This is a genomic window from Photorhabdus australis DSM 17609 (genome assembly GCF_000711895.1).
GTDB classification, from domain to species: Bacteria; Pseudomonadota; Gammaproteobacteria; order Enterobacterales; family Enterobacteriaceae; genus Photorhabdus; species Photorhabdus australis.
On sequence record NZ_JONO01000027.1, the window covers coordinates 54,066 to 80,435 of the forward strand.

22 protein-coding genes, 1 pseudogene and 1 riboswitch are annotated in these 26,370 nt (G+C 44.1%); of the genes and pseudogenes, 17 read left to right on the plus strand and 6 right to left on the minus strand.

Annotation, left to right across the window (positions count from 1 at the left end; translation table 11 throughout):
• Positions 1–211 precede the first annotated feature (211 nt).
• The 7 genes from leuA to BO26_RS09310 all read left to right on the plus strand — a co-directional run bounded on the left by leuA (position 212) and on the right by BO26_RS09310 (position 9,178).
• A complete protein-coding gene (gene leuA, locus BO26_RS09280; protein ID WP_036770990.1) occupies positions 212–1,774 on the plus strand; it encodes a 2-isopropylmalate synthase in 1,563 nt (520 codons plus the stop codon).
• 5 nt (positions 1,775–1,779) lie between these two features.
• Positions 1,780–2,871 (plus strand): 3-isopropylmalate dehydrogenase, encoded by a 1,092-nt coding sequence (gene leuB, locus BO26_RS09285; RefSeq protein ID WP_036771009.1) that lies wholly within the window; start codon positions 1,780–1,782, stop codon positions 2,869–2,871.
• A 1-nt stretch (position 2,872) separates the two neighbouring features.
• Positions 2,873–4,282 carry a 3-isopropylmalate dehydratase large subunit gene (gene leuC, locus BO26_RS09290; protein WP_036770991.1) on the plus strand — a complete coding sequence of 470 codons (1,410 nt, stop codon included), beginning with the start codon at positions 2,873–2,875 and terminating at the stop codon, positions 4,280–4,282.
• Positions 4,283–4,293: 11 nt separating this feature from the next.
• The gene (gene leuD, locus BO26_RS09295; protein ID WP_036770992.1) at positions 4,294–4,896 is read left to right on the plus strand and encodes a 3-isopropylmalate dehydratase small subunit; all 603 of its coding nucleotides are present in this window, start codon (positions 4,294–4,296) and stop codon (positions 4,894–4,896) included.
• A 537-nt stretch (positions 4,897–5,433) separates the two neighbouring features.
• Positions 5,434–7,095 carry an HTH-type transcriptional regulator SgrR gene (gene sgrR, locus BO26_RS09300; RefSeq protein WP_036770993.1) on the plus strand — a complete coding sequence of 554 codons (1,662 nt, stop codon included), beginning with the start codon at positions 5,434–5,436 and terminating at the stop codon, positions 7,093–7,095.
• Positions 7,096–7,678: 583 nt separating this feature from the next.
• Positions 7,679–8,365, plus strand: coding sequence for a DNA mismatch repair endonuclease MutH (gene mutH, locus BO26_RS09305; RefSeq protein WP_036770994.1), 687 nt, complete (start codon positions 7,679–7,681; stop codon positions 8,363–8,365).
• A 93-nt stretch (positions 8,366–8,458) separates the two neighbouring features.
• On the plus strand, positions 8,459–9,178 hold the full coding sequence (locus tag BO26_RS09310; RefSeq protein ID WP_036770995.1) for a TerC family protein: 720 nt from the start codon (positions 8,459–8,461) through the stop codon (positions 9,176–9,178).
• A 148-nt stretch (positions 9,179–9,326) separates the two neighbouring features.
• Here BO26_RS09310 and BO26_RS24835 read toward each other — a convergent pair whose 3' ends face one another.
• A complete protein-coding gene (locus BO26_RS24835) occupies positions 9,327–9,470 on the minus strand; it encodes a hypothetical protein (RefSeq protein ID WP_157835539.1) in 144 nt (47 codons plus the stop codon).
• 348 nt (positions 9,471–9,818) lie between these two features.
• Here BO26_RS24835 and BO26_RS09315 point away from each other — a divergent pair, with 348 nt between their 5' ends.
• The 7 genes from BO26_RS09315 to BO26_RS09345 all read left to right on the plus strand — a co-directional run bounded on the left by BO26_RS09315 (position 9,819) and on the right by BO26_RS09345 (position 17,307).
• Positions 9,819–10,382 carry a fimbrial protein gene (locus tag BO26_RS09315; protein WP_036770996.1) on the plus strand — a complete coding sequence of 188 codons (564 nt, stop codon included), beginning with the start codon at positions 9,819–9,821 and terminating at the stop codon, positions 10,380–10,382.
• Between the two features lie 100 nt (positions 10,383–10,482).
• Positions 10,483–11,199 (plus strand): fimbrial biogenesis chaperone, encoded by a 717-nt coding sequence (locus BO26_RS09320; protein WP_081861883.1) that lies wholly within the window; start codon positions 10,483–10,485, stop codon positions 11,197–11,199.
• Positions 11,199–11,771 carry a fimbrial protein gene (locus BO26_RS09325; protein ID WP_036770998.1) on the plus strand — a complete coding sequence of 191 codons (573 nt, stop codon included), beginning with the start codon at positions 11,199–11,201 and terminating at the stop codon, positions 11,769–11,771. Before BO26_RS09320 ends, BO26_RS09325 begins: the two co-directional genes overlap by 1 nt.
• Positions 11,772–11,804: 33 nt before the next feature.
• Entirely contained in the window at positions 11,805–12,539 is a 735-nt protein-coding gene (locus tag BO26_RS09330; protein ID WP_051690927.1) for a fimbrial biogenesis chaperone, read from the plus strand.
• Between the two features lie 39 nt (positions 12,540–12,578).
• Positions 12,579–13,370 carry a fimbrial biogenesis chaperone gene (locus BO26_RS09335; protein WP_051690928.1) on the plus strand — a complete coding sequence of 264 codons (792 nt, stop codon included), beginning with the start codon at positions 12,579–12,581 and terminating at the stop codon, positions 13,368–13,370.
• Positions 13,371–13,451: 81 nt separating this feature from the next.
• Entirely contained in the window at positions 13,452–16,091 is a 2,640-nt protein-coding gene (locus tag BO26_RS09340) for a fimbria/pilus outer membrane usher protein (protein ID WP_036770999.1), read from the plus strand.
• A gap of 61 nt (positions 16,092–16,152) precedes the next feature.
• Entirely contained in the window at positions 16,153–17,307 is a 1,155-nt protein-coding gene (locus tag BO26_RS09345; RefSeq protein WP_036771000.1) for a hypothetical protein, read from the plus strand.
• 270 nt (positions 17,308–17,577) lie between these two features.
• Here BO26_RS09345 and speB read toward each other — a convergent pair whose 3' ends face one another.
• The gene (gene speB / locus BO26_RS09350) at positions 17,578–18,504 is read right to left on the minus strand and encodes an agmatinase (protein WP_036771001.1); all 927 of its coding nucleotides are present in this window, start codon (positions 18,502–18,504) and stop codon (positions 17,578–17,580) included.
• Positions 18,505–18,678: 174 nt separating this feature from the next.
• Entirely contained in the window at positions 18,679–20,583 is a 1,905-nt protein-coding gene (gene speA, locus BO26_RS09355) for a biosynthetic arginine decarboxylase (RefSeq protein ID WP_036771002.1), read from the minus strand.
• A gap of 757 nt (positions 20,584–21,340) precedes the next feature.
• Between speA and metK the strand changes: the two genes are divergently transcribed.
• Together metK and BO26_RS09365 are read left to right on the plus strand one after the other, a co-directional pair.
• On the plus strand, positions 21,341–22,513 hold the full coding sequence (metK, locus tag BO26_RS09360; RefSeq protein WP_036771003.1) for a methionine adenosyltransferase: 1,173 nt from the start codon (positions 21,341–21,343) through the stop codon (positions 22,511–22,513).
• A gap of 154 nt (positions 22,514–22,667) precedes the next feature.
• Complete coding sequence (locus tag BO26_RS09365; protein ID WP_036771004.1) at positions 22,668–23,165, plus strand: SprT family zinc-dependent metalloprotease; 498 nt, start codon at positions 22,668–22,670, stop codon at positions 23,163–23,165.
• Between the two features lie 543 nt (positions 23,166–23,708).
• Here BO26_RS09365 and BO26_RS09370 read toward each other — a convergent pair.
• The 3 genes and pseudogenes from BO26_RS09370 to BO26_RS09380 form a co-directional block, all read right to left on the minus strand.
• Positions 23,709–24,782 (minus strand): magnesium transporter, encoded by a 1,074-nt coding sequence (locus BO26_RS09370; protein WP_036771005.1) that lies wholly within the window; start codon positions 24,780–24,782, stop codon positions 23,709–23,711.
• A 74-nt stretch (positions 24,783–24,856) separates the two neighbouring features.
• Positions 24,857–25,028: riboswitch (M-box (ykoK) riboswitch) on the minus strand.
• Positions 25,029–25,182: 154 nt separating this feature from the next.
• Positions 25,183–25,515, minus strand: a complete 333-nt coding sequence (locus BO26_RS09375) for a DUF6694 family lipoprotein (protein WP_036771012.1) — start codon at positions 25,513–25,515, stop codon at positions 25,183–25,185.
• A 107-nt stretch (positions 25,516–25,622) separates the two neighbouring features.
• Positions 25,623–25,979: pseudogene (locus BO26_RS09380) on the minus strand (2Fe-2S iron-sulfur cluster-binding protein); the annotation flags it as partial.
• A 179-nt stretch (positions 25,980–26,158) separates the two neighbouring features.
• Here BO26_RS09380 and BO26_RS22045 point away from each other — a divergent pair.
• The coding region (locus BO26_RS22045; RefSeq protein WP_036772220.1) for a transposase family protein at positions 26,159–26,370 on the plus strand (212 nt) is incomplete at its 3' end.

Here is a 26,370-nt window from a genome sequence, read left to right on the forward strand (position 1 = left end):
TACTACTGAAAGGTTGGATCAATATGATTCACTCAATTTGTCTATTAAACCTACTACTAATCGTATCTAATGTGCGCGGTATGCTGGTGGACAAAAAACGGAGTTGATTCAAAACAGAGTTGGTCCAAACCAGACATTAACAATAACCCGCGCCATGCGCGGGTTTTTTTTACCTGCTGGGCGCAAAAAACAACCACAAGAGGAATACAATATGAACCAGCAAGTTATTATCTTCGATACCACTTTGCGGGATGGAGAACAAGCATTACAGGCGAGTTTGTGTGTGAAAGAAAAGCTCCAAATTGCACTAGCTTTGGAAAGAATGGGAGTTGATATCATGGAAGTGGGTTTCCCCGTTTCATCTCCTGGTGACTTTGAATCTGTACAAACAATTGCTCAACAGATAAAAAACAGCCGTGTGTGCGCTTTAGCTCGTTGTGTAGAAAAAGATATTGATGTCGCCGCTGAAGCCTTAAAAGTTGCGGAAGCCTTTCGTATCCATGTTTTCCTGGCTACCTCCAACTTACACATTGAATCCAAACTGAAAAAAACATTCGAAGGCGTCATGGAAATGGCAGCTCAATCAATCAAACGGGCACGTCGTTATACCGATGATGTCGAATTCTCCTGTGAAGATGCTGGCCGCACGCCGATTGATAATCTGTGCCGCATTGTTGAAAATGCCATTAAAGCAGGTGCAACCACCATCAATATTCCAGATACCGTCGGTTACACGACCCCCTACCAATTCGGTGGAATTATCACCAATTTGATTGGACGGGTTCCTAATATTGATAAAGCTGTATTATCCGTCCATTGTCACGACGATTTGGGGATGTCTGTTGCTAACTCTATCACAGCGGTACAAGCTGGTGCCCGTCAGGTAGAAGGGACGATGAATGGTCTTGGTGAACGGGCTGGCAACTGTTCACTGGAAGAAGTCATCATGGCAATTAAAGTACGTCATCAGATGTTAGGCGTCTATACTAATATCAATCATCAGGAAATTTACCGTACCAGTCAGCTGGTCAGCCAGTTATGTAACATGCCGATCCCTGCTAACAAAGCAATTGTTGGTAGCAATGCATTTTCCCACTCATCTGGTATTCATCAGGATGGAGTACTGAAAAATCGTGAAACTTACGAGATCATGACACCAGAGTCCATCGGCTTGAAAGAAATTCAACTGAATCTGACTTCCCGCTCTGGCCGCGCAGCGGTGAAACATCGAATGGAAGAAATGGGATATCAAGACAAAGATTACGATATGGATAATTTATACGAAGCCTTTTTACGGCTGGCGGATAAAAAAGGCCAAGTATTTGACTATGACCTGGAAGCATTAGCTTTCATCAACCTGCAACAACAAGAGCCAGAGTTTTTTCATTTAGACAATTTTAATATCCAATCCGGCTCAAGTGTGATAGCAACGGCAGCGGTACGTTTAGTATGTGGCAAAGAGATAAAATCAGAAGCTGCCACAGGTAATGGCCCGATAGATGCTATTTACCAGGCAATCAGCCGAATAACTGAATACCCAATTGAACTTGTTTCTTATCAATTATCAGGTAAAGGACAAGGGAAAAATGCGTTGGGTCAGGTCAGTATTGTTGTCGAATGCTTTGGACGCCGTTTCCATGGCATGGGACTGGAAACAGATATTGTTGAATCTTCTGCCAAGGCAATGATTCATGCTCTGAATTGCATTTGGCGCACAGAGCAAGTTAAGAAAGAGAAACAACGCATACAGCAAAATACAAAGGAAATGGTGTGAACAACATGTCGAACAATTATCATATTGCAGTTTTACCCGGTGATGGTATTGGCCCTGAAGTTATGGCGCAGGCCCATAAGGTACTGGACGCAGTTCGTAAGCGCTTCAATATCCGCATCACTACCAGCGAATATGATGTAGGTGGAGTTGCTATCGATCGTCACGGCCGTCCATTGCCGGCAGAAACCATAGCAGGCTGTGAACAGGCTGATGCCATATTGTTCGGCTCCGTAGGGGGACCTAAATGGGAACATTTACCACCAGCAGAACAACCTGAGCGTGGTGCGCTGTTACCATTACGCAAACATTTCAAACTATTCAGCAACTTGCGCCCAGCTCGCTTATATGCCGGATTAGAAATATTTTGCCCTTTACGCAGCGATATCACCGCCAAAGGCTTTGATATTTTATGTGTTCGTGAATTAACAGGCGGTATTTATTTTGGTCAGCCAAAAGGGCGTGAAGGCCAAGGTAAATTTGAGCGTGCATTTGATACTGAGATTTATCACCGCTTTGAGATTGAACGTATCGCCCGCATTGCTTTTGAATCTGCGCGCAAACGCCGTAACAAAGTTACTTCTATTGACAAAGCAAACGTGTTGCAGAGTTCCGTGTTATGGCGGGAAGTTGTCACTGAAATAGCTAGAGAGTACCCCGATGTAGAAATTGGTCACATGTATATTGACAATGCCACCATGCAATTAATCAAAGATCCATCTCAGTTTGATGTCATGTTGTGCTCCAATATCTTCGGTGACATATTATCTGATGAGTGCGCCATGATTACCGGTTCAATGGGCATGTTACCTTCTGCCAGCTTGAACGAAAAAAGCTTTGGTCTGTATGAACCAGCCGGTGGTTCTGCCCCAGATATTGCCGGGAAAGGTATTGCTAACCCGATAGCCCAAATTCTATCTGTCGCTTTACTGTTGCGTTACAGCTTAGGCCAGAATGATGCAGCTAATGCGATTGAACAAGCGGTTAACCATGCTCTGGAACAAGGTTATCGCACCGCAGATTTAGCTGGAAATGGTCAAGCAATCAGTACCGCTGAAATGGGTAACGTTATTGCCCGTTATATAGCCGAGGGGGTTTAATATGGCTAAGACTTTATATCAAAAATTATACGATGCTCATATCGTCCGGGAAGTATCGGATGAAACCCCATTACTCTATATTGATCGTCATCTGGTTCATGAAGTAACTTCCCCACAAGCTTTTGATGGCTTACGCACCAAAGGTCGCCCGGTGCATCAGCCAAGTAAAACGTTCGCCACAATGGATCATAACGTCTCCACACAAACAAAAGATATTAACGCCTGTGGTGACATGGCACGTATTCAGATGCAGGAATTGATGAAAAACTGCGCCGAATTCGGTATCACATTATATGACCTAAACCACCCCTATCAGGGAATTGTTCATGTGATCGGACCTGAACAAGGTATGACCTTGCCCGGAATGACTATCGTATGTGGTGATTCACATACTGCAACCCATGGAGCATTCGGTTCATTAGCATTCGGTATTGGAACTTCTGAGGTTGAGCATGTACTGGCAACTCAAACCCTGAAACAAGCTCGTGCTAAGACCATGAAAATCGAAGTTATTGGTGACGTTGGTAATGCTATTACCGCCAAAGATATCGTTTTGGCAATCATCGGCAAAACAGGCAGTGCAGGTGGCACAGGTTATGTTGTTGAATTCTGTGGCAAAGCAATTGAAGCACTTAGCATGGAAGGCCGGATGACCTTATGTAATATGGCAATTGAAATGGGTGCTAAAGCAGGTTTAGTTGCACCAGATGAAACTACTTTTGCTTATATGAAAGGTCGCCAGTTCTCACCAAAAGGAGAATTGTGGGAACAAGCTGTTGCTTACTGGAAGACACTGAAATCCGATCCTGACGCCCAATATGACACAATTGTAACTATTAATGCAGAAGAGATTTCCCCACAAGTCACATGGGGAACCAATCCTGGACAGGTCATCGCGATCGATCAGGCCATTCCGGCACCAGAATCTTTCAGTGATCCTGTTGAACGCGCATCTGCTGAAAAAGCACTGGCTTATATGGATTTGAAACCCGGCATTAAGCTGACGGATGTTAAAATCGATAAAGTCTTCATTGGCTCCTGTACCAACTCCCGTATCGAAGATTTACGCGCTGCAGCAGCTATCGCTCAAGGCCATAAAGTTGCACCTGGTGTTCAGGCGATTGTAGTTCCGGGATCAGGCCCAGTTCAGGCACAAGCAGAAGCAGAAGGTTTGGATAAAATCTTCATAGATGCCGGTTTTGAATGGCGTTTACCCGGATGTTCAATGTGTTTGGCAATGAATAATGACCGCCTGCAACCGGGTGAACGCTGTGCTTCAACCAGTAACCGCAACTTTGAAGGACGTCAGGGGCGTGGAGGACGTACACATCTGGTTAGTCCGGCAATGGCAGCAGCAGCGGCGATTAATGGCCATTTTATTGATGTACGCAATTCCGCACAGCTGTCATAAAGGAGAAAATTATGGAAAAGTTTATTCAACATACTGGCTTGGTTGCTCCTTTAGATGCTGCAAATGTTGATACCGATGCCATTATTCCCAAACAATTCTTGCAGAAAGTGACTCGCACCGGATTTGGTCAACATCTGTTTCATGACTGGCGTTTTCTTGATGATGCAGGGCAGAAACCGAATCCCGAGTTCATATTAAATCACCCCAGTTATCAGGGTGCCAGTATCCTTCTGGCTCGTGAAAACTTTGGTTGCGGTTCCTCCCGTGAACACGCACCTTGGGCGTTGACAGATTATGGGTTTAAAGTTGTTATTGCCCCAAGTTTTGCAGATATTTTCTACGGTAACTCCTTCAACAACCAGTTACTACCAGTGAAATTAGACGATAAAGATGTCGATAAGTTATTTGAACTGGTTCAGCAAAACAAAGTTTGTCGCTTTACTGTCGATTTGGAACAACAGAAAGTACATGCTGGTAATAAAAGTTATCACTTTGAAATCGACAGCTTCCGACGCCACTGTATGATGAATGGTCTGGATAGCATCGGCCTGACATTACAACATCTGGATAACATAATAGCCTACGAGCAGGAACAACCGGCTTTCTTGCGTTAACCCTTTCTTTATTCATCTATTTATCCCGTAGTTTTTTGCTACGGGATTTTTTTATCCTCAGAGTAGGAAAGCGAGAATAATCCTGCCATAGTCAACTCTGGTCACTGTCTATTTTCAGCAATTGAGAACGCTTTTACCGCCCGAAAAGTGCCTTAGAGTTAGCTTAAAGCACCGTAGAAATTGATGCACAAGAATAACCACAGCAGCAGATCAAAACTCAACCAACATCAGACTGTTACTCAATGTTGAACTGATGTGTAAAAAAAAAGCAATAAAGAATTAAATCTCGAAATTTACCTAGATTTACTCAAATTACACATTAATTAACAAAAATAACAGAATAACAACATACACAATGTACAATAAGAAAAAAAGCCAGTAAGCTTGCTTACTGGCTGGCAAATCACCATTACTCAAGAAAATTGGGGGAGAAGCCAGATATCGTTCTGGCCTATTGAGCTACTTTCAATACTGATAATTATCTGCTCAATATAAGGAAACAAAAATTGATCAATAATACTGCGGAGTTCCTCTTTTATGCCCAGCCCACGCTTACAACAACAATTCATCCGATTATGGCAACACCATCAAGGAAAAGAGGCTGAAACAACATTACAAGAACTGGCAAATGTACTGCATTGTTCAAAGCGCCATATCCGTTCACTGCTTAACAACATGCAGAAAGCAGGCTGGTTACAATGGCAAGCAGAATCCGGCCGGGGGAAACGTTCTCAACTGAATTTTTTGCGTGATGGACGAGAACTCCAGCAGCAACGAGCTGAAGAATTGCTTGAACAGCAAAATATTGAGAAGCTCGTTCAACTCGTTGGTGATAAAGATGCCGTTCGTCAGATGGTGTTATCCCAGATTGAACGCCGTTTCCGGCAAGGAAAAAACTTACTGCGAATACTCTATTACCGCCCTTTCCTTAACCTTTTACCTGGCTCACCTTTACGCCGTTCTGAAATTCATCTAGTCAGGCAGATATTTAATAGCCTGACCCGTATAAATGAGGAAAATGGGGAACCAGAAGCTGATTTGGCTCATCACTGGCAACAGTTATCTCCAAATCATTGGCGCTTTTATCTGCGACCAGCCATCCATTTTCACCATGGAAGGGAATTACAGATGGCAGATGTTATTACTTCGATACAAAGGTTATGTAACCTGCCTCTTTTTTCCCACATTGAAAAAGTCACAACACCGACACCACATGTAATTGATATTTTTCTTTCAGAGCCCGACCACTGGCTTCCTTTATTAATTGGCAGTCCACATGCCATGATTTTACCGCAAGAATGGCATCAACTACCGAATTTTTCCCGTATGCCAGTAGGAACAGGCCCTTACCAGGTAGTCAAAAACAGTTCTCAGAAACTACAAATCCGTGCCTTTGATAATTACTTTGGCTTTCGGGCGCTAATTGATGAGGTGAACATATGGGTTCTGCCAGAATTAGCGGAAAAACTGGTCTGTACAACTCTGCACCTGGAAAGTGACAGTACCGGTAATAATTCATTAGACAGCAGGATGGAAGAAGGTTGCTATTTCCTACTGCATGATCACCGTTCTGCTAAATGTAACAGGGAAGATGTTCGCCAGTGGCTATGCAGCTTATTAACACCTATAAACCTGTTAGCTCATTGTGACCCCTTTTACCAGCGACACTGGTCACCCGCATACGGCCTATTACTACGTTGGCATCACAGTAAGCTAATAGTAGAGTTGAATAAACCAGAAGATATTACCCATCTGACCGTCACTCTTTATCATCAACACCACGAATACCACACAATCAGTCAAATCCTGCAAACCATATTGGCAAAATACGGCGTCGAACTGAAAATCAACATCGTGGACTATGACACATGGTTCAATGGCAACGCCGAAAGTGACCTCTGGCTTGCTACCGCAAATTTTTATAATCCACTGGAATTTTCACTGTTCGCCACACTGTATGAGATGCCATTATTGAAAAAATGTCTTGGTGATAACTTAGATAAAGAAGTGTCACTATGGCGGCGACAAGAATTATCACTTGAAGAATGGTGTGAAAAAATTGTCGGTAAACATTGGCTTTATCCTCTGTTTCACCACTGGCTTGAACTGCAAGGACAGAGAAGCATGAGAGGCGTTAAAATGAACACCTTTGGCTGGTTTGATTTTAAATCTGCCTGGTTTACCCCATATGAAGGATAATTCACAGAAAATGCCACAGTTATGAACATACACAGGTATACAAATCTGCTTTTATTCACTTTTTCTGTGGATATCTATGTGAAAAAGGCAGGGGTAATTCGAGTATAGCTTTATATTATGAATTATCAATCTATAAACAAAGAATGAAATTGTATTTACTTTTCATTGAAATAGCAGTTATTTACCCCGTTATTTATGGCGTCAATCACTGCTATAACGGATAACGTTAGTCAACAAGAATAAAAAACAACCAACAATGACATTATCCACAGGTTATGCTCTTTAGTTAAACAAAAAACGGGGTTTTTTGTAGAAAAATATGTTAGTCAAGGCTGTAAATCAAACCAGTGATCTCATTTTTGTCTACTTATCCCATAAAACTGTGGATAACATGGTGTAAAATCCTGTTCATTATTACCAGCAATCGGTGAACAATAATGGCATTCAATCTTACAATAATTAAAACAGTAATAAAAAATGTTTATATATCATGATATTATCACTCTGTTAGCTGCTGTGTAAGATCGAGATTTGTTATTCACAAAGATAAGGCTGTTTTTTGACCTAAAAACGGATATACAAAATGAACACACGTTTTTCCTCTCCTCCCCCACCAGATAATGAACAACAGTTGTTTGAATGTGCCCAACTTTTGGCTGGCTTATCAATGGAAGAACTGGCAACAAAAGCAAATTTACCTATACCACCTAATCTGAAACGAGATAAAGGCTGGGTAGGAATGTTGCTGGAATACTATCTTGGTGCCAGCGCCGGCAGTAAACCAGAACGGGATTTTGAACATATTGGTGTCGAACTTAAAACCATCCCTGTAGACAGAAGAGGCCACCCTTTGGAAACAACGTTCGTTTGCATCGCACCATTAACCGGGAACAGTGGCATTACCTGGCAAAGTTGTCATGTTAGACGCAAATTATCGCGTGTGCTGTGGATACCCGTTGAAGGTGAGAGAGAGATCCCTCTAGCTAAACGCCGGGTCGGTTCTCCTTTGTTGTGGAGTCCCAATCAAGAAGAAGAGGAATTACTACGTCGTGACTGGGAAGAATTGATGGATTTTATCGTACTTGGCAAAGTAGAAAGTGTGACAGCCCGTCATGGTGAAGTATTGCAGTTACGTCCTAAAGCAGCCAACAGCAAAGCATTAACCGAAGCAATCGGAACACATGGACAACCCATTATGACTCTGCCTCGAGGATTTTATCTAAGGAAAAACTTTACGGCTCCTCTACTGGCCCGTCATTTCTTAGTTTAACATCAATATTCGATCAGTTTTTTCATTGGCACACTTACCTCGCATTCAATCACGCGTATAATTAGATTTTTAACCTTAAGGTTTTAATAAACAATGTTAGAATGGATCGCTGATCCCCATGCCTGGATGGCACTTGCCACCCTGACAATTCTGGAAATCGTTTTAGGAATTGATAACATCATCTTTTTGTCACTTGTTGTCGCAAAACTTCCTATTCACCAACAAAATAAAGCACGCAAAATCGGACTGATAGGAGCAATGTTGATGCGCCTGGCGCTATTGGCATCTATTGCTTGGGTTATCCGGCTAACCGACCCAATATTGACCATTTTTGAACATGATGTTTCCGCCCGTGATCTAATCCTGTTCTTTGGTGGCCTATTTCTAATATGGAAATCCAGTAAAGAAATTCACGAAACCATTGAAGGCGGCGATGAAGGAGATTTAAAACGCCCGGTTCACTCTTTCTTTGGTGCAATCATCCAGATTATGCTGTTGGATATTATTTTCAGCCTGGATTCTGTCATCACTGCCGTTGGTCTGTCTGATCATCTGTTTATTATGATGGCAGCCGTTGTAATCGCTGTCGGTGTTATGATGCTTGCGGCTCGCCCTATCGGAGAGTTCGTTGACCGTCACCCTTCAGTAAAAATGCTAGCGTTATCATTTTTGATACTTGTGGGCTTTACCCTTATTCTAGAAAGCGTACAAGTACACATACCTAAAGGTTATATCTATTTTGCAATGTTCTTCTCAATGACAGTGGAAACACTGAACCTGATACGTGGAAAAAAGAAAAGAAATGAGAAGTAGCGTTACAATAATGCCAAATTCCATATAACAAAAAAATTGCCGGTTATTCCGGCATTTTTTTATTACACTTAGCTAACCTAGCAAAACATGAGGGATTTATTATGATTGTCCAGTCAAATATGCACAAAGCTAGAAGTAACCTAAGCAATTAGCTGATAAAGCTGCCAGTGGTGAAGTTGTTATCATAACCAATATAAGAACAATATCCGTAAGAACCGGGATATCCCATTTCACCCACAACCTTTTTCCATCGACTAACTGCATAAAGATCAATCAAAACACTTTCGATCAAGAGATCTCTGTTAATGCGACAGCCCCCCTTTCGAAGAAATTATTAAAATTCAGATAGTAATTTAATAAGGAATAAATACTCACTACACCATAACGTTCAGGTATTAATGTTGAGTATATTGGAAGCTAATAATTAATTGTTTCAAAAAGGGAACAAACTACTTCTCAATATTTCCCACTCAGAAATAGATATGTTATTCGACGGTTTAATCAAAATTCAGAAGTTAATCAGCAAACAAAAATAACTCAAATGACAAGTAAAACGCACCGCGTTAGCGATCTGGTTGTTTAACTTGTCGTAATGTTGTTTTGGTCAAAATGTATCGAATAGATAAAGGGAATAGATGAAATGAAAAAACAAATTTTGAAGACCTGTGCGATAGCAGCACTGTGTCTAGGGGGGATGTCGCAGGCTATAGCGGAGGAAGTGAGTGCCGGTACCCTGACGGTGAGTTCTTCAGTGACCGCAGAGACTTGTAAATTTGCAGCAATAGAGCCTGTTAGTCTCACCGCTTTGGTATCTGATTTTACTGGGAAGGCAGAAGGCACAATCTTAGCTAACACGCAAAAATTCGTCACGATTAAAACGGAGAAATGCCCTCTGTGGAATTCCGCGAAAAGCGCTAAATTGACAGTTTCTGGCACAGCAGCAGGACCAGGCGGCGCTTACTTTCAGCTTGTTAACAACACTGGTAATGCTGCAATTTCCGACCATGCGGTTGGCCTGACAATGAATGATAAGCCCGTGCCACGAGGCACTGCAATTAACCTAAAAGATCCCCAATACAGTCCCGGAGTAGCCGGTGATAATGCCATCACTCTTAAGGTGGGATTGGTTAAGATTGGTACGGCGGCGGTGGTAGGCGCAGCTGACTCCAAAGCAAACCTGACTGTGAAAGTAGCGTATGACTAATTTAACGCCGATAGGCGTTAGAAACACATAGCCGTGGAATTGGACAGGGAGGCCCAATTCTTACTTACGCAATACCAATCCAGACATTTCAGGTGAGTCAGTGACAAGATTGATGACAGCAATGATAGTGACCGCTCTGTTAGGTTGCCCGGCCATGTCCGTGCAGGCGGAAGGGGTGGGGATCAATACTACCCGCATTATCTATCCAGCGGACAGCCGCGCAGCAACCGCCTCAGTGAGCAATACCAGTAAAGAAGCGGTCTATTTAATACAGGCGACAGTCAGTTCTACTTCTGCGGGAGACAAAACCGCTCCATTTCTGGTGACGCCGCCCCTGTTTCGTATGGAACCAGACAGCCAGAATCAGGTGCGCATCATCAAAACTGGCCCGTCGTTGCCAACCGATCGGGAATCCCTGTTCTGGTTTACGGCGAAAGCCATTCCGTTAAGCTCTGAATCTGATAAACGCTCCCAGAGGAATGTCTCCGGCGGAATACAGTTTGCTATAGCCAACACGATTAAGCTGATGTATCGCCCGTCGGAGCTGTCGGTTTCGCCGGAGCAGGGATTTGGTTCACTGCGTTTCAAACCGACAGCCGCGGGAATCACGGTCACCAATCCATCACCTTATTACATCACCTTAACCTCCCTAAAGTTGGGTGGACAGGAGGTGATGACGCAGCAGAAAGAAAACATGGTCTCCCCATTCTCTGACCTCTCTCTATTACTTAAAGGAGGACATTATCCAGCCAAAGTAAGCTGGACAGTGATTAATGACCTCGGCGGAGAATCCACCTATCAAGGGGAGATACGGTAATGCGCAAACCGTGTCCCCTTATTAGACGGGCAACACTAGCTTGTTTGCTCTGTATCGCACCGCTGCCCGGGGAAGCGCGCCCAAACACAGCAGAACTGACATTGGCGCTGACGCTGGAGCAGCCAACCTGTGAGCTTTACATGCAAACATCCCATGTCGAGTTTTCATCCGTACCACTCACCGAGGTTCGGTATAGCACGCAACATATTGCGGCGGCGGGTAGCAAACCCATTACGTTGGCGTTGTCAGGCTGTGCAGGATCAGCCAGAGCAGGTCATACTCCGGCGATTAAAATAGTCGGCACCACGCCAGAAGACAACCCGACGTTATTTCGGGATAAAGCTTCCACTGTTGCGGGAAATGTGGGATTTGGCTTGCGCTATCAATTGCCAGGAAGCGGACTAGGGAACTACCTAAAAAATGGCGACTATGTGAATTTGGCGCTACTAGGTAACGCCGCTAAAGACAGTCAAATTACCTTCCTAATGGATATGCGGCATCAACCCGGCACGGTTGGGCCGACTCCCGGTGAACTGACCGCGCACATTCAGTTTCAATTTGACTATCACTGAGTGTTTCTCAGGTAACAGGTTTTAGGGGGGATTGTGGAAACAGGTCGGGTGCGCTCAGTGCGGTACCGGTTGGCACCATTGGTATTCTGGCTAGGGTTAGGGATGAGCGGTACAGAATCCTGTCAAGCAGCCGGTATCAGCCTGAATAAAACCCGGGTGATATTTACCCAAGGGGAGCGGGCACAAACGCTAACTGTGGTCAATACTACACCTCAAGCGTGGCTGGTGCAGGTAAGGATAACGGAAGATCAGGAGAAAACTGCACCGGCATTTGTGGTGACACCGCCGCTGTTCAGGCTGGAGGCTAACAGTCAGAACAGCTTGCGTATTTTGCCAACCTTTAATCACCCCCCCTTTCCAGTGGATCGGGAATCGCTCGGGTATGTACAGATGAACGCTATCCCCGCGACTCAACAGGTGACGGGAGAACCTGTTCGGGAACTGGCATCGATGAGCGTGGGGATGCGGATTAAGTTTTTCTGGCGACCGCGTAGCCTACCTCTGTTGCCGGAAGAGGCGTATGGACAGCTTCACTTTCAGTCGCAACCTGATGGCATCAAGGCATGCAATCCCACCCCGTATTTCCTATCGCTGGACAGTCTCTCGCTGGACGGGCAGGTGCTCGATCTGAACCGCTATCCCTCAATGATAGCACCACAGGATTGTGTGACCTATGCCGAGCTGGCGGGTAAAAAATCGGCGAGCTGGTCGATGATTAACGATTACGGCGGGTCTTCAAAAATATTTACCGTCAGGGTAGCGCGTTAAACCCGCCCTTGTTTTCTACTTTTTCTATGGAGTTGGAGAATGAAAAAAGTCAGTAACTGGCATGGAAGGACACACCGAGGGGTAATGCTTTATTCCCTCGGTTTCGCCCTACTGCTAGGGAATATATTCAAGGTGCAGGCGGTTGATAATCAAGGGCTATCGTTCTCCCCGATGCAGTTGTCTTATATGGCTAAAGATAGCCCGGGAGGCGTGACACTCAGCATGACTAATCACACGGCACAGAACTATCTGGTACAAGGATTTGTCAGCCCGATGGACCCCGATACTGGTCGCTTTGACACCCAAGCCGAGCAAGTTACCCCTTTTATCGTTCTGCCACCATTAAAACGACTCGAGGCTGAAGAGAAATTTTCGTTCCGTATTCGCCAGCTTGGAGAGCAATTACCGCCGGATCGGGAATCGGCCTTTGTAGTTTCTTTGCGAGCTATCCCGGGAGTTGCCGTACCGGATACCGCGGAGGCACCAGCATTAAGTCACCGGACAGACAAAGCGTCGCAGGTGCAGGTCGCTTTGCAGATGAATATCCGACTGTTTTATCGTCCTCAAGGCGTGCCCGACCGAGATAACGCCACGGTGGCTAAGCAGGTGAAATTTTCCCTTCAGGGGACGCAGTTACGGGTAGAAAATCCTACGCCCTATTTTCTGACCTTTTCTGCCCTGAAAGTAGGTACTCAACAAGCAGATGATCACATACGTCAGGCGATGGTGCCACCGAAAGGTATACAAACCTATTCATTTACCACCGGAGTGCTGGGGCCACTGGTCTGGCGTTTTCCCGGCGACAGTCAGGATCGCTATGTTCCGTTATGACTCGTCTTCATCTGTGATAGTGACCGGCAAAGTGGCCTCAAGATTAACCGCATAGACTTAAGTTAGAAGCAGAAATGAGCTATGACAATAAACATTTTATTTTCGTCTGCGCGGCTGGCGGGCAGTCAACGTGCGTCCGGTCGGTCAGGCAACCGGCTCCGACCTATATATGTAAGTCTGCTATGCTCACTGGCGGCAACAACTTTATCCGTCTCCGCGCGGGAATACTTTAATCCCGCCTTCCTGATGGGGGCAACGGGGGAACAGGAGCATATCGATCTCTCGGCGTATGAAAACTCGGGCTATGTCGCACCGGGGCACTATCTGGTAGATGTCTACATGAACCAAAATAAGGTGGATAACCGCGAGATTGAATTTAGATTGGTGAATAACCATCTGCAACCGGTATTAACGGTTGCACAGCTCGAAGAGTATGGGGTCAATATTCGCGGGTTGCCAGCTTTTCAAGGAAAAGCGAGCGACAGCCCCATCACGGATCTGACGAAACAGATCCCACATGCCCGCGCGATACTGGATTTCGCCCGTTTGCGTTTGGATCTGAGTATCCCTCAAGCGGCTATGCAGCCCCTCCATTCTGGGAGGGTCGATCCGTCACTGTGGGATAATGGGATTCCAGCTTTTTTAATGAACTACACCGTTAATGGTTCGCAAGGGCGTTATGACGGTCAGGAAACCGGCGGCGGATCACGCTCCCGTAACCTGTTTGCCTCTTTTCGTAATAGGTTGAATCTGGGAGCGTGGCGTCTGCGTAGCACGCAAACTTACAGTTATAATCGCCAGCGCAATGGAGGGGCCGCCGGTTTTTCCCCCTCTACGCAGACTCAATGGCAGGTGAGTAATACCTATTTGCAACGTAATGTGCAGTCACTGCTCAGTGAGTTTACAGCCGGTGAAATCTATACCAGCGGGGATATTTTTGACAGCATCCCGTTGCGTGGCATGAAGTTGGTTTCTGAAGAGGCTATGTTGCCTGACAGTCAGCGCGGTTTTGCCCCAGAGATAACCGGTGTGGCGAGCTCTAATGCGCAAGTGACCGTATCTCAGAATGGTTATACCGTGTATCAAACCACGGTGGCGCCGGGACCGTTTCGTTTCACCAATTTGTACACCACCGGAGACTCTGGCGGCCTGACGGTCACGATCAAAGAGGAAGATGGCAGTACTCGTGTTTCTACCTTTGCTTCTTCGTCTGTCCCGATGATGCAGCGTCCCGGCAACATTAAATATGAGTTAACAGCCGGTCAATACCGAGGGGGCAACCTCACTGATGGCAGCCGTTCCCCGGCATTTGCTCTGGGCACCTTGGTCTATGGTTTGCCACACAATATCACCTTGTACGGCGGAGGATTGGTCGCAGGCAACTACCAGTCGAGTGTATTCGGCTCGGGCGTGTCACTGGGGGCATTTGGCGCACTGTCTGCGGATATGACGTTTGCCCGTACCCAGTTGCAAGGGGCTAAGGGGCAAGAAAATAACCGGCAACAGGGCCAAGCTTACCGGGTGAAATATGCCAAGAACTTGATCAGTACCGGTACCAGCATTGATCTGGTAGCCTATCGCTATTCCACTCCGCACTACTACAGTTTCAATGATGTTAACAGCATGGGGTACAGCCTGAATGAATGTCAGATACCGTGGGTGCTTGACCGACGTCAAAGCACTTGGCAGGTGAACCTGCATCAAACACTAGGACGTTGGGGCAGTCTTTACGTCACCGGGACGCGCAACGATTATTGGAATGGCCGTACCGACAACAATCTGAATTTGGGTTATAACGCGATGCTGATGGGGATCAGCTATAACCTGAGTTATAACATTTATCGCATGCAAGGGGCCGACAACTGGTCGGAGAATCGTCAGGTGTCATTCAATATGCAGGTTCCGCTCAGTCTCTTTGGATCATCGTCTGCACTACGGGGCGTTTATACTCGCTATACGGTCTCGCGTGACTCGCAAGGACGCATCGCTCAACAGACAGGGATCAGTGGCATATTATGGAATAACCGTCTGAATTATAACCTCCAGCAAGGTTGGGGGAACAGCGGCCTGCAAAACAGCCGGGCTTTGTCTCTGAGTTATCAGGGCAGTCAGGGAAACGTTAATCTGGGCTACAATGACAGCGCAAATAGCTATCATTTCACCTACGGGGCTTCCGGTGCCCTTCTAATTCATCCTTACGGTATGACGCTATCACGTTCACTGGGTGATGAAGCGGTGTTGGTCCGCGCACCTGGGGCGAAAGGGGTGACGGTCGGTGACGGCAACGTGCAGACTGACTGGCGGGGCTACTCCGTATTGCCGGGCGGATCGGTCTACCAAAAAAACACGATCAATCTGGATCCGTCTACCCTGCCGGAAGGGATCGATATTGACCAAACCAGCAAGAATGTTTATCCAACCAGAGGAGCCGTGGTGCTAGCCAATTATCAAGTTCGCTCAGGCCGCCAGTTACTGTTGACGTTGATACATCACGGCAAACCCGTGCCCTTTGGCGCTATTGCGACGCTGGAAGAGGATGCCACCCAGGCCAGCAGCGGCATTGTGGGCGATAACGGTCGGGTTTATCTGAGCGGCATGCCCCCTGCCGGTCAAGTGAAAGTTAAATGGGGAAACGGGGCAACGCAACAATGCACCACCCGTTATCAGGTGCCGTCCGATACACCCGGACAACTGATACAAGCTGATGCAGTGTGCCTGTAAGTGTTACCTTCATGTGGGCAGCCTGACCGGTGTGCCCGATGAACAATTTGGAGAGAGAAGAATGTTAAAAACTGAACGTTTGTGGGGTAGAAATGTAGCAAATCCCGTCTCAACCCTCATGGGCCTGGGGGGATCACTGCTCTTTTTATTGGCCGCTTTGCCACTCCAGGCAGCAGAGACTTATCAGGACTGTGAGATTGAATTGGTGCAGATGGTTCGCAATATCACCGGCTATGCAATGGTACCAAACAACAAAGATAAGCGTGATTACTCACGTGATGAGATAGTCGGTTATATCACCAGTGGCCCTCTCGACTGGTCAACAACCTGTCGCGTTCCTGCTGGAACGCAGTTTATGGCCTACACAGTGAAGTCTGGAACGAGCCCATTAATCTCTTCGTCGTCACCGAGTAGCGTCAGGGTAGGACGGTCCGGCGACTTTATGGTTGATATCGGGCAATCTTCACTCTCTTGCCAGACACACGGTTCATCCGGTACGTATCGCTCAGCCAATCTGACAGGAGGGAATGTCGACATTAACATTCCCTGCATTCCCGATGCCAACGGCCTGGTTGATGTCAGTGTCCGCACCGTGACAGGAGCAATTTACCCAGACAGTAACGGCAATTTCAATGCGAAGGCAGGAGGCAGTTCCCTGTCAGTTGGTACGGTCGGCTGGACTTCTGCAGCCATATTGGGTTCTAACGGTATGCTGAAACCACTGTGGACCACGGTTATTCTTTCACCGGTCAAAAAGCCATCCACCTGTGCGGTTGTCCTGACACCCTCATCGGTGGATTGGGGAACGGTGAAAAGAATCGGTAAACAGGCGGGAGACCCACTGGCGTCGGCCAGACAAATAGGGATAAACAGCACATGTTCCGGTGATGACAATGCATTCCTGCATTCACGCCTGCTCTACCGAATCGATGGGCCACTTGTGCCGGGGAAATCGAATGCATTAGCTTCCTCAATAGAAGATATCGCCTTCGCGTTCACCGATTCAGCCAACAAACCCATATCTCTCGGTACTGGGCACAGAGGCGAAGGAGAGAACGCAAGATACGTTAAGTGGGGGGACGATAGCTATACCGCATCAACACAACTGTCTGTTGTACCGATTTTAATGAAGACTGACGGAGCCGGAGGGCGAGCCAGTGCCGTTGCTGTCATCTCAGTGTGGTCAGATGTTAATTTCGTCGAACCCTCTGCTTAGGCCGGGTAATTTGTCGGAATGGTTTAGCAAAAACCGCCGTAAACCCTAGCCCAATGCGGGGAAGTTCTGTCGCATTAAGTGCGGTTTGGATAATATTGCATTTTTTATTGCTTGAACTGAATGGTAGAGGATATCTAGGAAAGCGTATAAGCACATGCATATATTATGAAGGCTACATCCATTCAAATAATACTGAACCAGGGGATAGATTTACAACTCATTACAAGCTTATCGACTATCCCCTAATACTATGCATTAACGCATAAGAATTCAGATCATCTTCTTAGCTGCCTGTAAGTAAAGCATCTCCAGCGCAACAGTCGCACCTGCCAAAGCAGTAATCTCAGACTGATCATAAGCTGGAGCTACTTCTACCACATCCATACCGACAATATTCAGTGGCTGCAAACCACGCAGTAACTTCAATGCCCGATCTGTTGTCAACCCACCAATTACTGGTGTACCCGTACCTGGTGCAAAAGCGGGATCAATACAATCGATATCGAAAGTCAGATAAACCGGCATATCGCCAACCGTCTCTTTTATCTGAGCAATCAAATCATCCACACTACGGTCATTAACCTGAGCAGCATCCAACACGGTGAAACCATCGTCCTGACCATGTTCAGTACGGATACCAATCTGTACTGAATGATGTGGATCGATCAATCCTTCGTTTGGAGCATGGTAGAACATAGTACCATGGTCAAATTTGCTGCCGTTTGGATAGGTATCAGAATGAGCATCAAAATGGACCAGAGCCATTTTGCCAAAATATTTAGCATGAGCGCGTAAAAGAGGCAAAGTAATGAAATGATCACCACCAAAAGAAAGCATGCGCTTACCGGAAGCCAGTAGTCTTTCCGCATGGTCCTGTAACTTGTCACTCATATTTTGAGCATCACCAAAATCAAAGACCAAATCACCACAATCCACAACGTTTAAATGATTGCGTAATTTAAAATCCCAAGGCCAGCGACGGCTTTCCCATGCCAAATTAGTCGAAACCTGGCGAATAGCCGCAGGCCCATGGCGACTGCCTGAACGACCCGATGTTGCCATATCAAATGGCACTCCGGTAATTACCCACTCTGCATCGCCAGAATATGGCTGGAAATTCAGCGGAAAGCGCAGGAAACCAAAGGCGTTAGAAACCAGAGAGTTATCTTGTTGGTTGCCCAAGGTACTTATTGTCATGAGATATATCCTCAGAAGTTTCCTGACAGGATAATGCCATTTAATTCCAGAATACCCAATGCTATTACGAAATGGGGTATCTCTGAGATAATCCCATTTCTATTCTATGCATTCCTGAATCTGGTTTTTAAATAACGTTATCTGTATACAGGAGGCTTAATTAACACCAGAAGACTATTCATCTTCCAAATATGTGTAGCCATAAAGACCACTTTCAAATTCCAGTAAAAATTGCTCTTGCAAACCGGCATCCAAATCCGTGCCTTTTACTTGATCACGGAAACGAGCCATCAGCACGTTAGGGTCCAATTTCACATATTGCAGCATATCTGCGACTGAATCCCCTTCTTCACTCTGGTTATAGGTCACTTCGCCATTATCAAATACATAAACATCAATAGCCGCAGTATCACCAAACAGGTTATGCATATTGCCAAGAATTTCCTGATATGCTCCCACCATAAAGAAACCAATCATTGGCGGGTAATCAGGATCATAAGCGGGCATTGGCATTGTCGTTGCTACCCCATCACCATCCACATAATGATCAATAATACCATCGGAGTCACAAGTGATATCTAACAAGACAGCGCGACGATCCAACGGCTTATCCAGTCCCTCAATCGGCAAAACAGGGAATAACTGATCGATTCCCCATGCATCAGGCATAGACTGAAACAGAGAGAAATTCACATAGAATTTGTCAGCCATGCGCTCTTGCAGCTCATCAATAATTGGCCGGTGAGCACGGTTACTTGGATCAAGATCCTGCTGAATACGACGACAGATATTCAGATATAATTCTTCCGCCCATGCCCGCTCAGTCAGATCCAACATGCCATGAGCATATTGTGTATGAACATCATACAGATCGAGCTGACTATCATGCAGCCATTCACGTAAAGAACGTCTGTTCCCTTCAGATTGCATCTCCTGCCATGTTTCCCACAGACTAGCAAGCGGACGGGAAGCATCTTCTGCCGGCGGCGTTGTCTGCGTAAATTCATTACGTTCAACACCAATCACATTGGATACCAACACAGTATGATGAGCAGTCAGAGCACGACCAGATTCGGTAATAACGGTCGGATGTGGTAAACCATGTTCATCACAGGCATCACCAATGCCCCAAATCACATTATTAGCATACTCATTCAGCCCGTAGTTTACAGAACAGTCAGATTGAGAACGGGTGCCTTCATAATCGACACCCAGTCCACCGCCAACATCAAAACACTGAATATTGACACCGAGTTTATGTAGCTCGACATAAAAACGGGCTGATTCACGGACGCCCGTTGCAATATCACGAATATTCGCCAACTGTGATCCAAGGTGAAAATGCAGTAATTGCAAGCTATCAAGCCGCCCTACTTCACGCAGAGTCTCAACCAATTGCAGTACTTGAGTCGCAGCCAGCCCAAACTTCGATTTTTCACCACCACTGGCTTGCCATTTACCCGAACCTTGCGATGCCAAACGGGCACGGACTCCCAGACGAGGTATCACATTGAGCCGTTCAGCCTCTTCCAACACCTGAGCAATTTCAGACATTTTTTCGATCACCAGATAAACCTTATGACCGAGTTTTTCACCTATGAGCGCCAGACGAATATATTCACGATCTTTATATCCATTACATACGATTACAGTACGGGTCATACCCGCATGCGCTAGCACCGCCATTAGCTCGGCTTTAGAGCCAGCTTCAAGCCCTAAAGGCTCCCCAGAGCTTGCCAGTGATTCAATAACCCGACGCTGTTGGTTGACCTTGATGGGATAAACTAAAAAGTAATCACCTTTATAGCCATACGATTCTCTGGCTCGCCTGAATGCAGCGTTGATTGAGCGCAAACGATGCTGCAAGATTTGAGGAAAACAAAATAACGCCGGCAAACGCAAATGTTCCTGCTCTTCCTGAACTCTTTTTACTAATCCCGCAAGATCAATTCTTGCCCCTGGCAAATCAGGGTTTGGACAAACACTGACATTACCTAAATCATTGACGTAGTAGTAACTTCCTCCCCAATATGCAATATTGTAAGTCTGTTGCATTTTACGAGCGATATTATCATTCATGGCAGTCTCCTTAATGGAGTTAGAGTTTCGCCTTCGCCTGTAATTAATAAATAACTCAAGACACCATATCTTGCGTGTTAAGAAATATCAGGGAATAGCATGCTCTCAGGTTTAAAAAGCGTTTAGTTACTACTAAACAATGACAAAATTACCGAGCGACAATACGTCTGTTCGACATATCCGGCCTATTTGTTGACGACGGATAACATCGAATTAAAGACATATTGAAAAGAAAGGAAAAAGACGCGGATAAATCCGACAAGTGTGGCTGTTGGCCATTAGCAATCAGCAGATAATGGATCATTACCCCATTCACCTCCACACACATGACTCATATTTCAGGAGCCATTTTCTCGATTGAGAAACAGAAGCTATTTAGCTTTCTACGAATCTGTAGCAAAAATAATTCAACTACGGCGCCGCTGTTTATACTCGCAATTACATTAAATTGCAAAATGAAATTGAACAAAACTGACATATAAACAAAGAAATTATTTGTTACCAGATGAAAATGACCATTTATATACCCTATGGATTTCAAGATGCATCGCGACGGCAAGGGAGCAAATCCCCGGGAGCATAGCGAACTATGTGACCGGGGTGAGCGAGTGCAGCCAACAAAGAGGCAACTTGAAAGATAACGGGTATAACTAAAAAAATCTGGAACACGGCTAGTAATTATCCTAGAATAGCCATCTAGATGTTAATCCATCCATCATTCCCAAACTGAAATTATATTTTAAGGTAACATAATATAATGACCACATACCTGTTCACTTCTGAATCTGTTTCTGAAGGGCATCCTGATAAAATCGCAGACCAAATTTCTGATGCTGTTCTCGATGCTATCCTGGAACAAGATCCAAAAGCTCGTGTCGCATGCGAAACCTATGTTAAAACCGGCATGGTTATGGTTGGCGGTGAAATCACGACCAGCGCTTGGGTTGATATTGAAGAAATTACGCGGCAAACAGTTCGAGAAATTGGTTATGTTAATTCTGAAATGGGTTTTGATGCAAACTCATGTGCAGTATTAAGCGCTATTGGCAAGCAATCACCAGATATTAATCAAGGCGTTGACCGCGAAGATCCTCTACAACAAGGCGCTGGCGACCAAGGGCTAATGTTTGGTTATGCAACCAATGAAACTGACGTACTGATGCCTGCACCTATCACCTATGCACACCGCCTGGTTCAACGTCAGGCAGAAGTCCGAAAAAATGGTGTACTGTCGTGGCTACGTCCAGATGCTAAAAGCCAGGTAACATTCCAGTACAATAACGGCAAAATTGTCGGTGTTGATGCTGTTGTACTTTCAACACAGCACGCTGAAGACATTAACCAAAAAGATCTACAAGAAGCGGTAATGGAAGAGATCATCAAGCCGGTTCTGCCTTCTGAATGGTTAAATGCCACAACCAAATACTTTATCAACCCAACAGGCCGTTTTGTGATCGGTGGCCCAATGGGTGACTGTGGCCTAACCGGCCGTAAAATCATCGTAGATACTTACGGTGGTATGGCTCGTCACGGAGGCGGAGCATTCTCTGGTAAAGATCCATCCAAAGTTGACCGTTCAGCAGCCTATGCTGCACGTTATGTAGCAAAGAATATTGTGGCCGCTGGCTTAGCTGATCGTTGTGAAATTCAGGTTTCCTACGCTATCGGCGTTGCAGAGCCAACTTCCATTATGGTGGAAACATTCGGTACTGAAAAAGTTCCGACAGCAACTTTGACTCTGCTAGTACGTGAATTCTTCGACCTACGTCCTCACGGCTTAATTCAAATGCTCGATCTGTTACACCCAATCTATCGTGATACCGCTGCCTACGGCCATTTTGGTCGCCCACAGTTCCCATGGGAAGCAACTGATAAAGCAGAAATCCTGCGCGAAGCAGCTGGCCTTAAATTGTCAGCTATGAATATGTGAAACCCCAAAAAAACCTGGTTTGGATAAACTAAACTAGGTTTTCCTTAACATTAGCTGGCGATTGAAAGAACTATGAAATTATTATTATCGTTAGCTAGTGTTTAAGAATTTCTAACAAATATTGACCTATCCTCACCGACTCCATTTTCAACATATGAAATCAATTAGAGTTCCAATCGTTTTACAACAAGCTGTTATGCAGACCTTGCGGCAAAAACTGCAACAGGCTAATTTGTATCTTAATCGTGATTTTCCTGAGCCTACAATAAATTATCGCCAACGAGGAACCTCTGCCGGCAGTGCTTACATACAAAGCTGGGAAATCCGCCTTAATCCAGTGCTATTAATAGAAAACCAACAAACTTTTATTGATGAAGTTGTTCCTCACGAGCTGGCCCACCTATTGGTTTATCGCTACTTTGGGAAAGTACCTCCACATGGAAAACAGTGGCGTTGGATGATGGAAGAAGTTCTGAATATTCCTGCCAATCGTACACACAAATTTGAAATCGATTCAGTACGTAGTAAAACTTTTACTTATTACTGTAGCTGCCAACAACATACACTGACCCTACGCCGCCATAATAAAATCTTACGGGGGGAAAGTAATTATATCTGTCGAAAATGTGGTGAGAAACTTATTTTTAAATAATAAAACCAATTGAAAACAAAGAATAATAGAAAAACATTTATATATAAGAGGCAATTATCTATATTACTTAATTTTCACAAACAACTTTAAAGAAATATTAAAATAGCATAATAATCAAACATATAACCCCATGATAATATTCACATATTCTAAACTTATTAAATTCACCATGAATAAATAAAAAAAATTAAAAATCAGATAGCAAAAATAAATAATTTATTATAAACTGATGTATTAAAACCTAATTATATTAGGCATAATAAGACTATCGTAAACAAAAATAACTGATGACATGGTTAATATAATAAACCGTCATATATCCATTCATTAAATAGAGACTTGCAAATAAGGTTACAATAAATAATAAAATATCACTTCATTATTTATTTTCATTTAATTAACAGTACACCCACTATTTTTTAACTTTATACTATTAATTGCACATAATGATAAATTAAAAACAATAAAAATATACTCATTTAATTAAAAAGAAAATTTAAACCAATAAGATACCCAATTGTCATGGGCATCTTATTGATAGGTTTAAGCCAGTTCTGTTATTACCAACTTAGCTATTTCAAAATAGATAATCAAACCTGTACCATCAATAAACGTAGCAATAAAAGGCGCTGATACAACAGCGGGATCAATATTAAGCTTTTTCAGTACCATTGGAATAATGGAAGAAATAATGGCACTCCAGATAGTAATTGCAATTATGGTAAAACCAACAACAATCGTCACCTCAATTCCTACACCTAATATCCAGGCTCGAATGAGCGCAACAGAACCAATCGTTATCGCAACTAAAAATGAAGTGGAAACCTCTTTACGTAACACAGCCCACAGATTACGCAAACTCACTTCCCCCAACGCCATTGCTCTGACCAACGTTGAAGTGATCTGTGTACCGCTGTTACCTCCCGTACCTATCAATAACGGGATGAAAAATGCCAGAGAAATTACAGCTTCTAGTTGCTCTTCAAAAGCTTTAAGTACAGTCCCAGTATAAGCTTCTGCGACAAACAGCAGCAATAACCAACCAGCACGCTTACGCCATAATGTTATCGGGCTGGTACTGAGATAAGGTTCATTTAGAGGCAAAGTCGCCCCTTGTAAATGAGCATCTATAGTATTTTCATCTTCAATCAGTTCAGCAATATCCTGTGGCCGTAAAACCCCCACTAATTTGCCAAAATGAATAACGGGTACACTATCCATACCGCTGTGATTTATCAGACTATAGACATCATGACGCGGCTGCTCTGGTGATACAGAAAAGTAGTTTTGCCTCATAATATCTGACACAAATAAATCATCGGCTGCGGTTAATAACACCTTCACCGGCAATATGCCATTCAGATAGCCTTCAGCATCAATGACATATAAATACGTCGGAATTTGTTCTCCTTCAAGTTGATTAGTCAGATTACCTTTTACCGATAAAACAGAATCAGCAACGGACACAGAAATAAAGCATTGACTCATATATGCGCTAACAGTTGCATCTTCATTTTTTAATTGATGTTTCTGTTGTTGAGCACTACTTTTTTCATTTACAGAGTGGTTATTAGCAATAGCTAATAGATCCATTTTTTCATGGGATGTAACTTTCATGATATTGGTCCCTATTACTGTTGTGAACTTCAAACAGCACTCACATAGGGGCGAAACCAGATGAGAGAATGCAACAGCTATCTCCACGTCTCAGTTTTAGCACTATACAACGTATCCTGATTTATCAGGAAGTTACATGGGGATATACCTTGGTTCGATATATCCTGTCCTAATCTTGGGCGTCTCTCGACGTCGTCAGATCAGCAACCTGTGTTTGTATAGGAGCCTCGCCTAACGAGATACTGCACTTAGAATGCGGGCTGCATTGTAAACAAAATTTATAATAATTCAAAATTAGAAGTTTACCTGTTTAATTTTCATTTAAGTTACTAATAATGATAAAAAAACGGCATAGAATTTTTATCTCGTGCCGTTTAATGCAAATAATCCTATGAAGATGTTATTCATTTTCTGATTTCTTAGCTTCAATTTTTTCAGCTTCAGCAATCAGTTGGTCAGCTGTTTTACCATCCAGTGACTTATAAAACTTTTGTTTCAATTTTTTTATATCGCTATCAACACCCGATTTAACCAGCTCATTGAAATCGATACTATTAAACATAGCGACCTGAATTGATTCATCAAACTTAGCTCTTTTATCATCTGGTAACACATCTCTTATCTTATCAATGGATGTTTTCAAAGCAATTTCATTAGAAGCATCAATTTTAGGTTGGCTATCACAACCAGCTAGTACAAACCCTAATAAACAAATTGCTAACAATTTTTTCATACTCGTCCCCCGAATAATACTAAACAAAGGAATAATAGCAGAAGCAAAAACAATAAACCGTTTATAATTAGCCAAATTGGCAAAGAATAGGAACAAAATTAAACTTTCTATTCCAGTACAACATCTCCTCGTAATTGGCAACTGCATGCCAGAACATAACCATTTGCTATTTCATTAGCAGTTAATGTCATTGTACTACTGGTTGTATATTTACCTCGAATAATCCGAGTCTTACAACTGCCACAAACACCAGTCCAACATGCCGCCATCACCGGAATATGATTATTTTCCATTGCTGTTAACAAAATCATAGTTAAATGACTTTTATCTTCAACCCGTTCTGGTTCTGTTGAAAACCACTCCATAAAAAAACGATTTTCTGCCACACCAAGACCATAGCAAAATTCACGAACATTTTTCATATAAGGCGCAAGTCCGCACGTCATGACTGTCTGACTGCTAATCTTAGACTTATCACTATTAAGAACAAACTTCCTGGCTTGTTTCTGTAAAGACAGGGTGAGATCTCACATTTTTAATAAGGTTATTTTGGTTAAATAAAAATCAGAATATGACTTTTTATAGGCATTTCTCTCATTAAAACGTTAAGATCTCTCTCTTCCATAAAAAAGCGATCCTAATAATGAGTATTTTTAATTTTATCAGCAAGATAGAAGACCCTCGCTCTGACATCAATAAAAAACATGAATTAATGGATGTGATTTTTTTAGCCTTCTCCGCTGTATTATGCGGCGCTTCTGGCTGGAAATCGATTCAGGAATTTGGTGAGTTACAGAGCGAGTGGCTTAAACAATACACGCATTTTACTCACGGTATTCCTCGTCGTCACTGTAT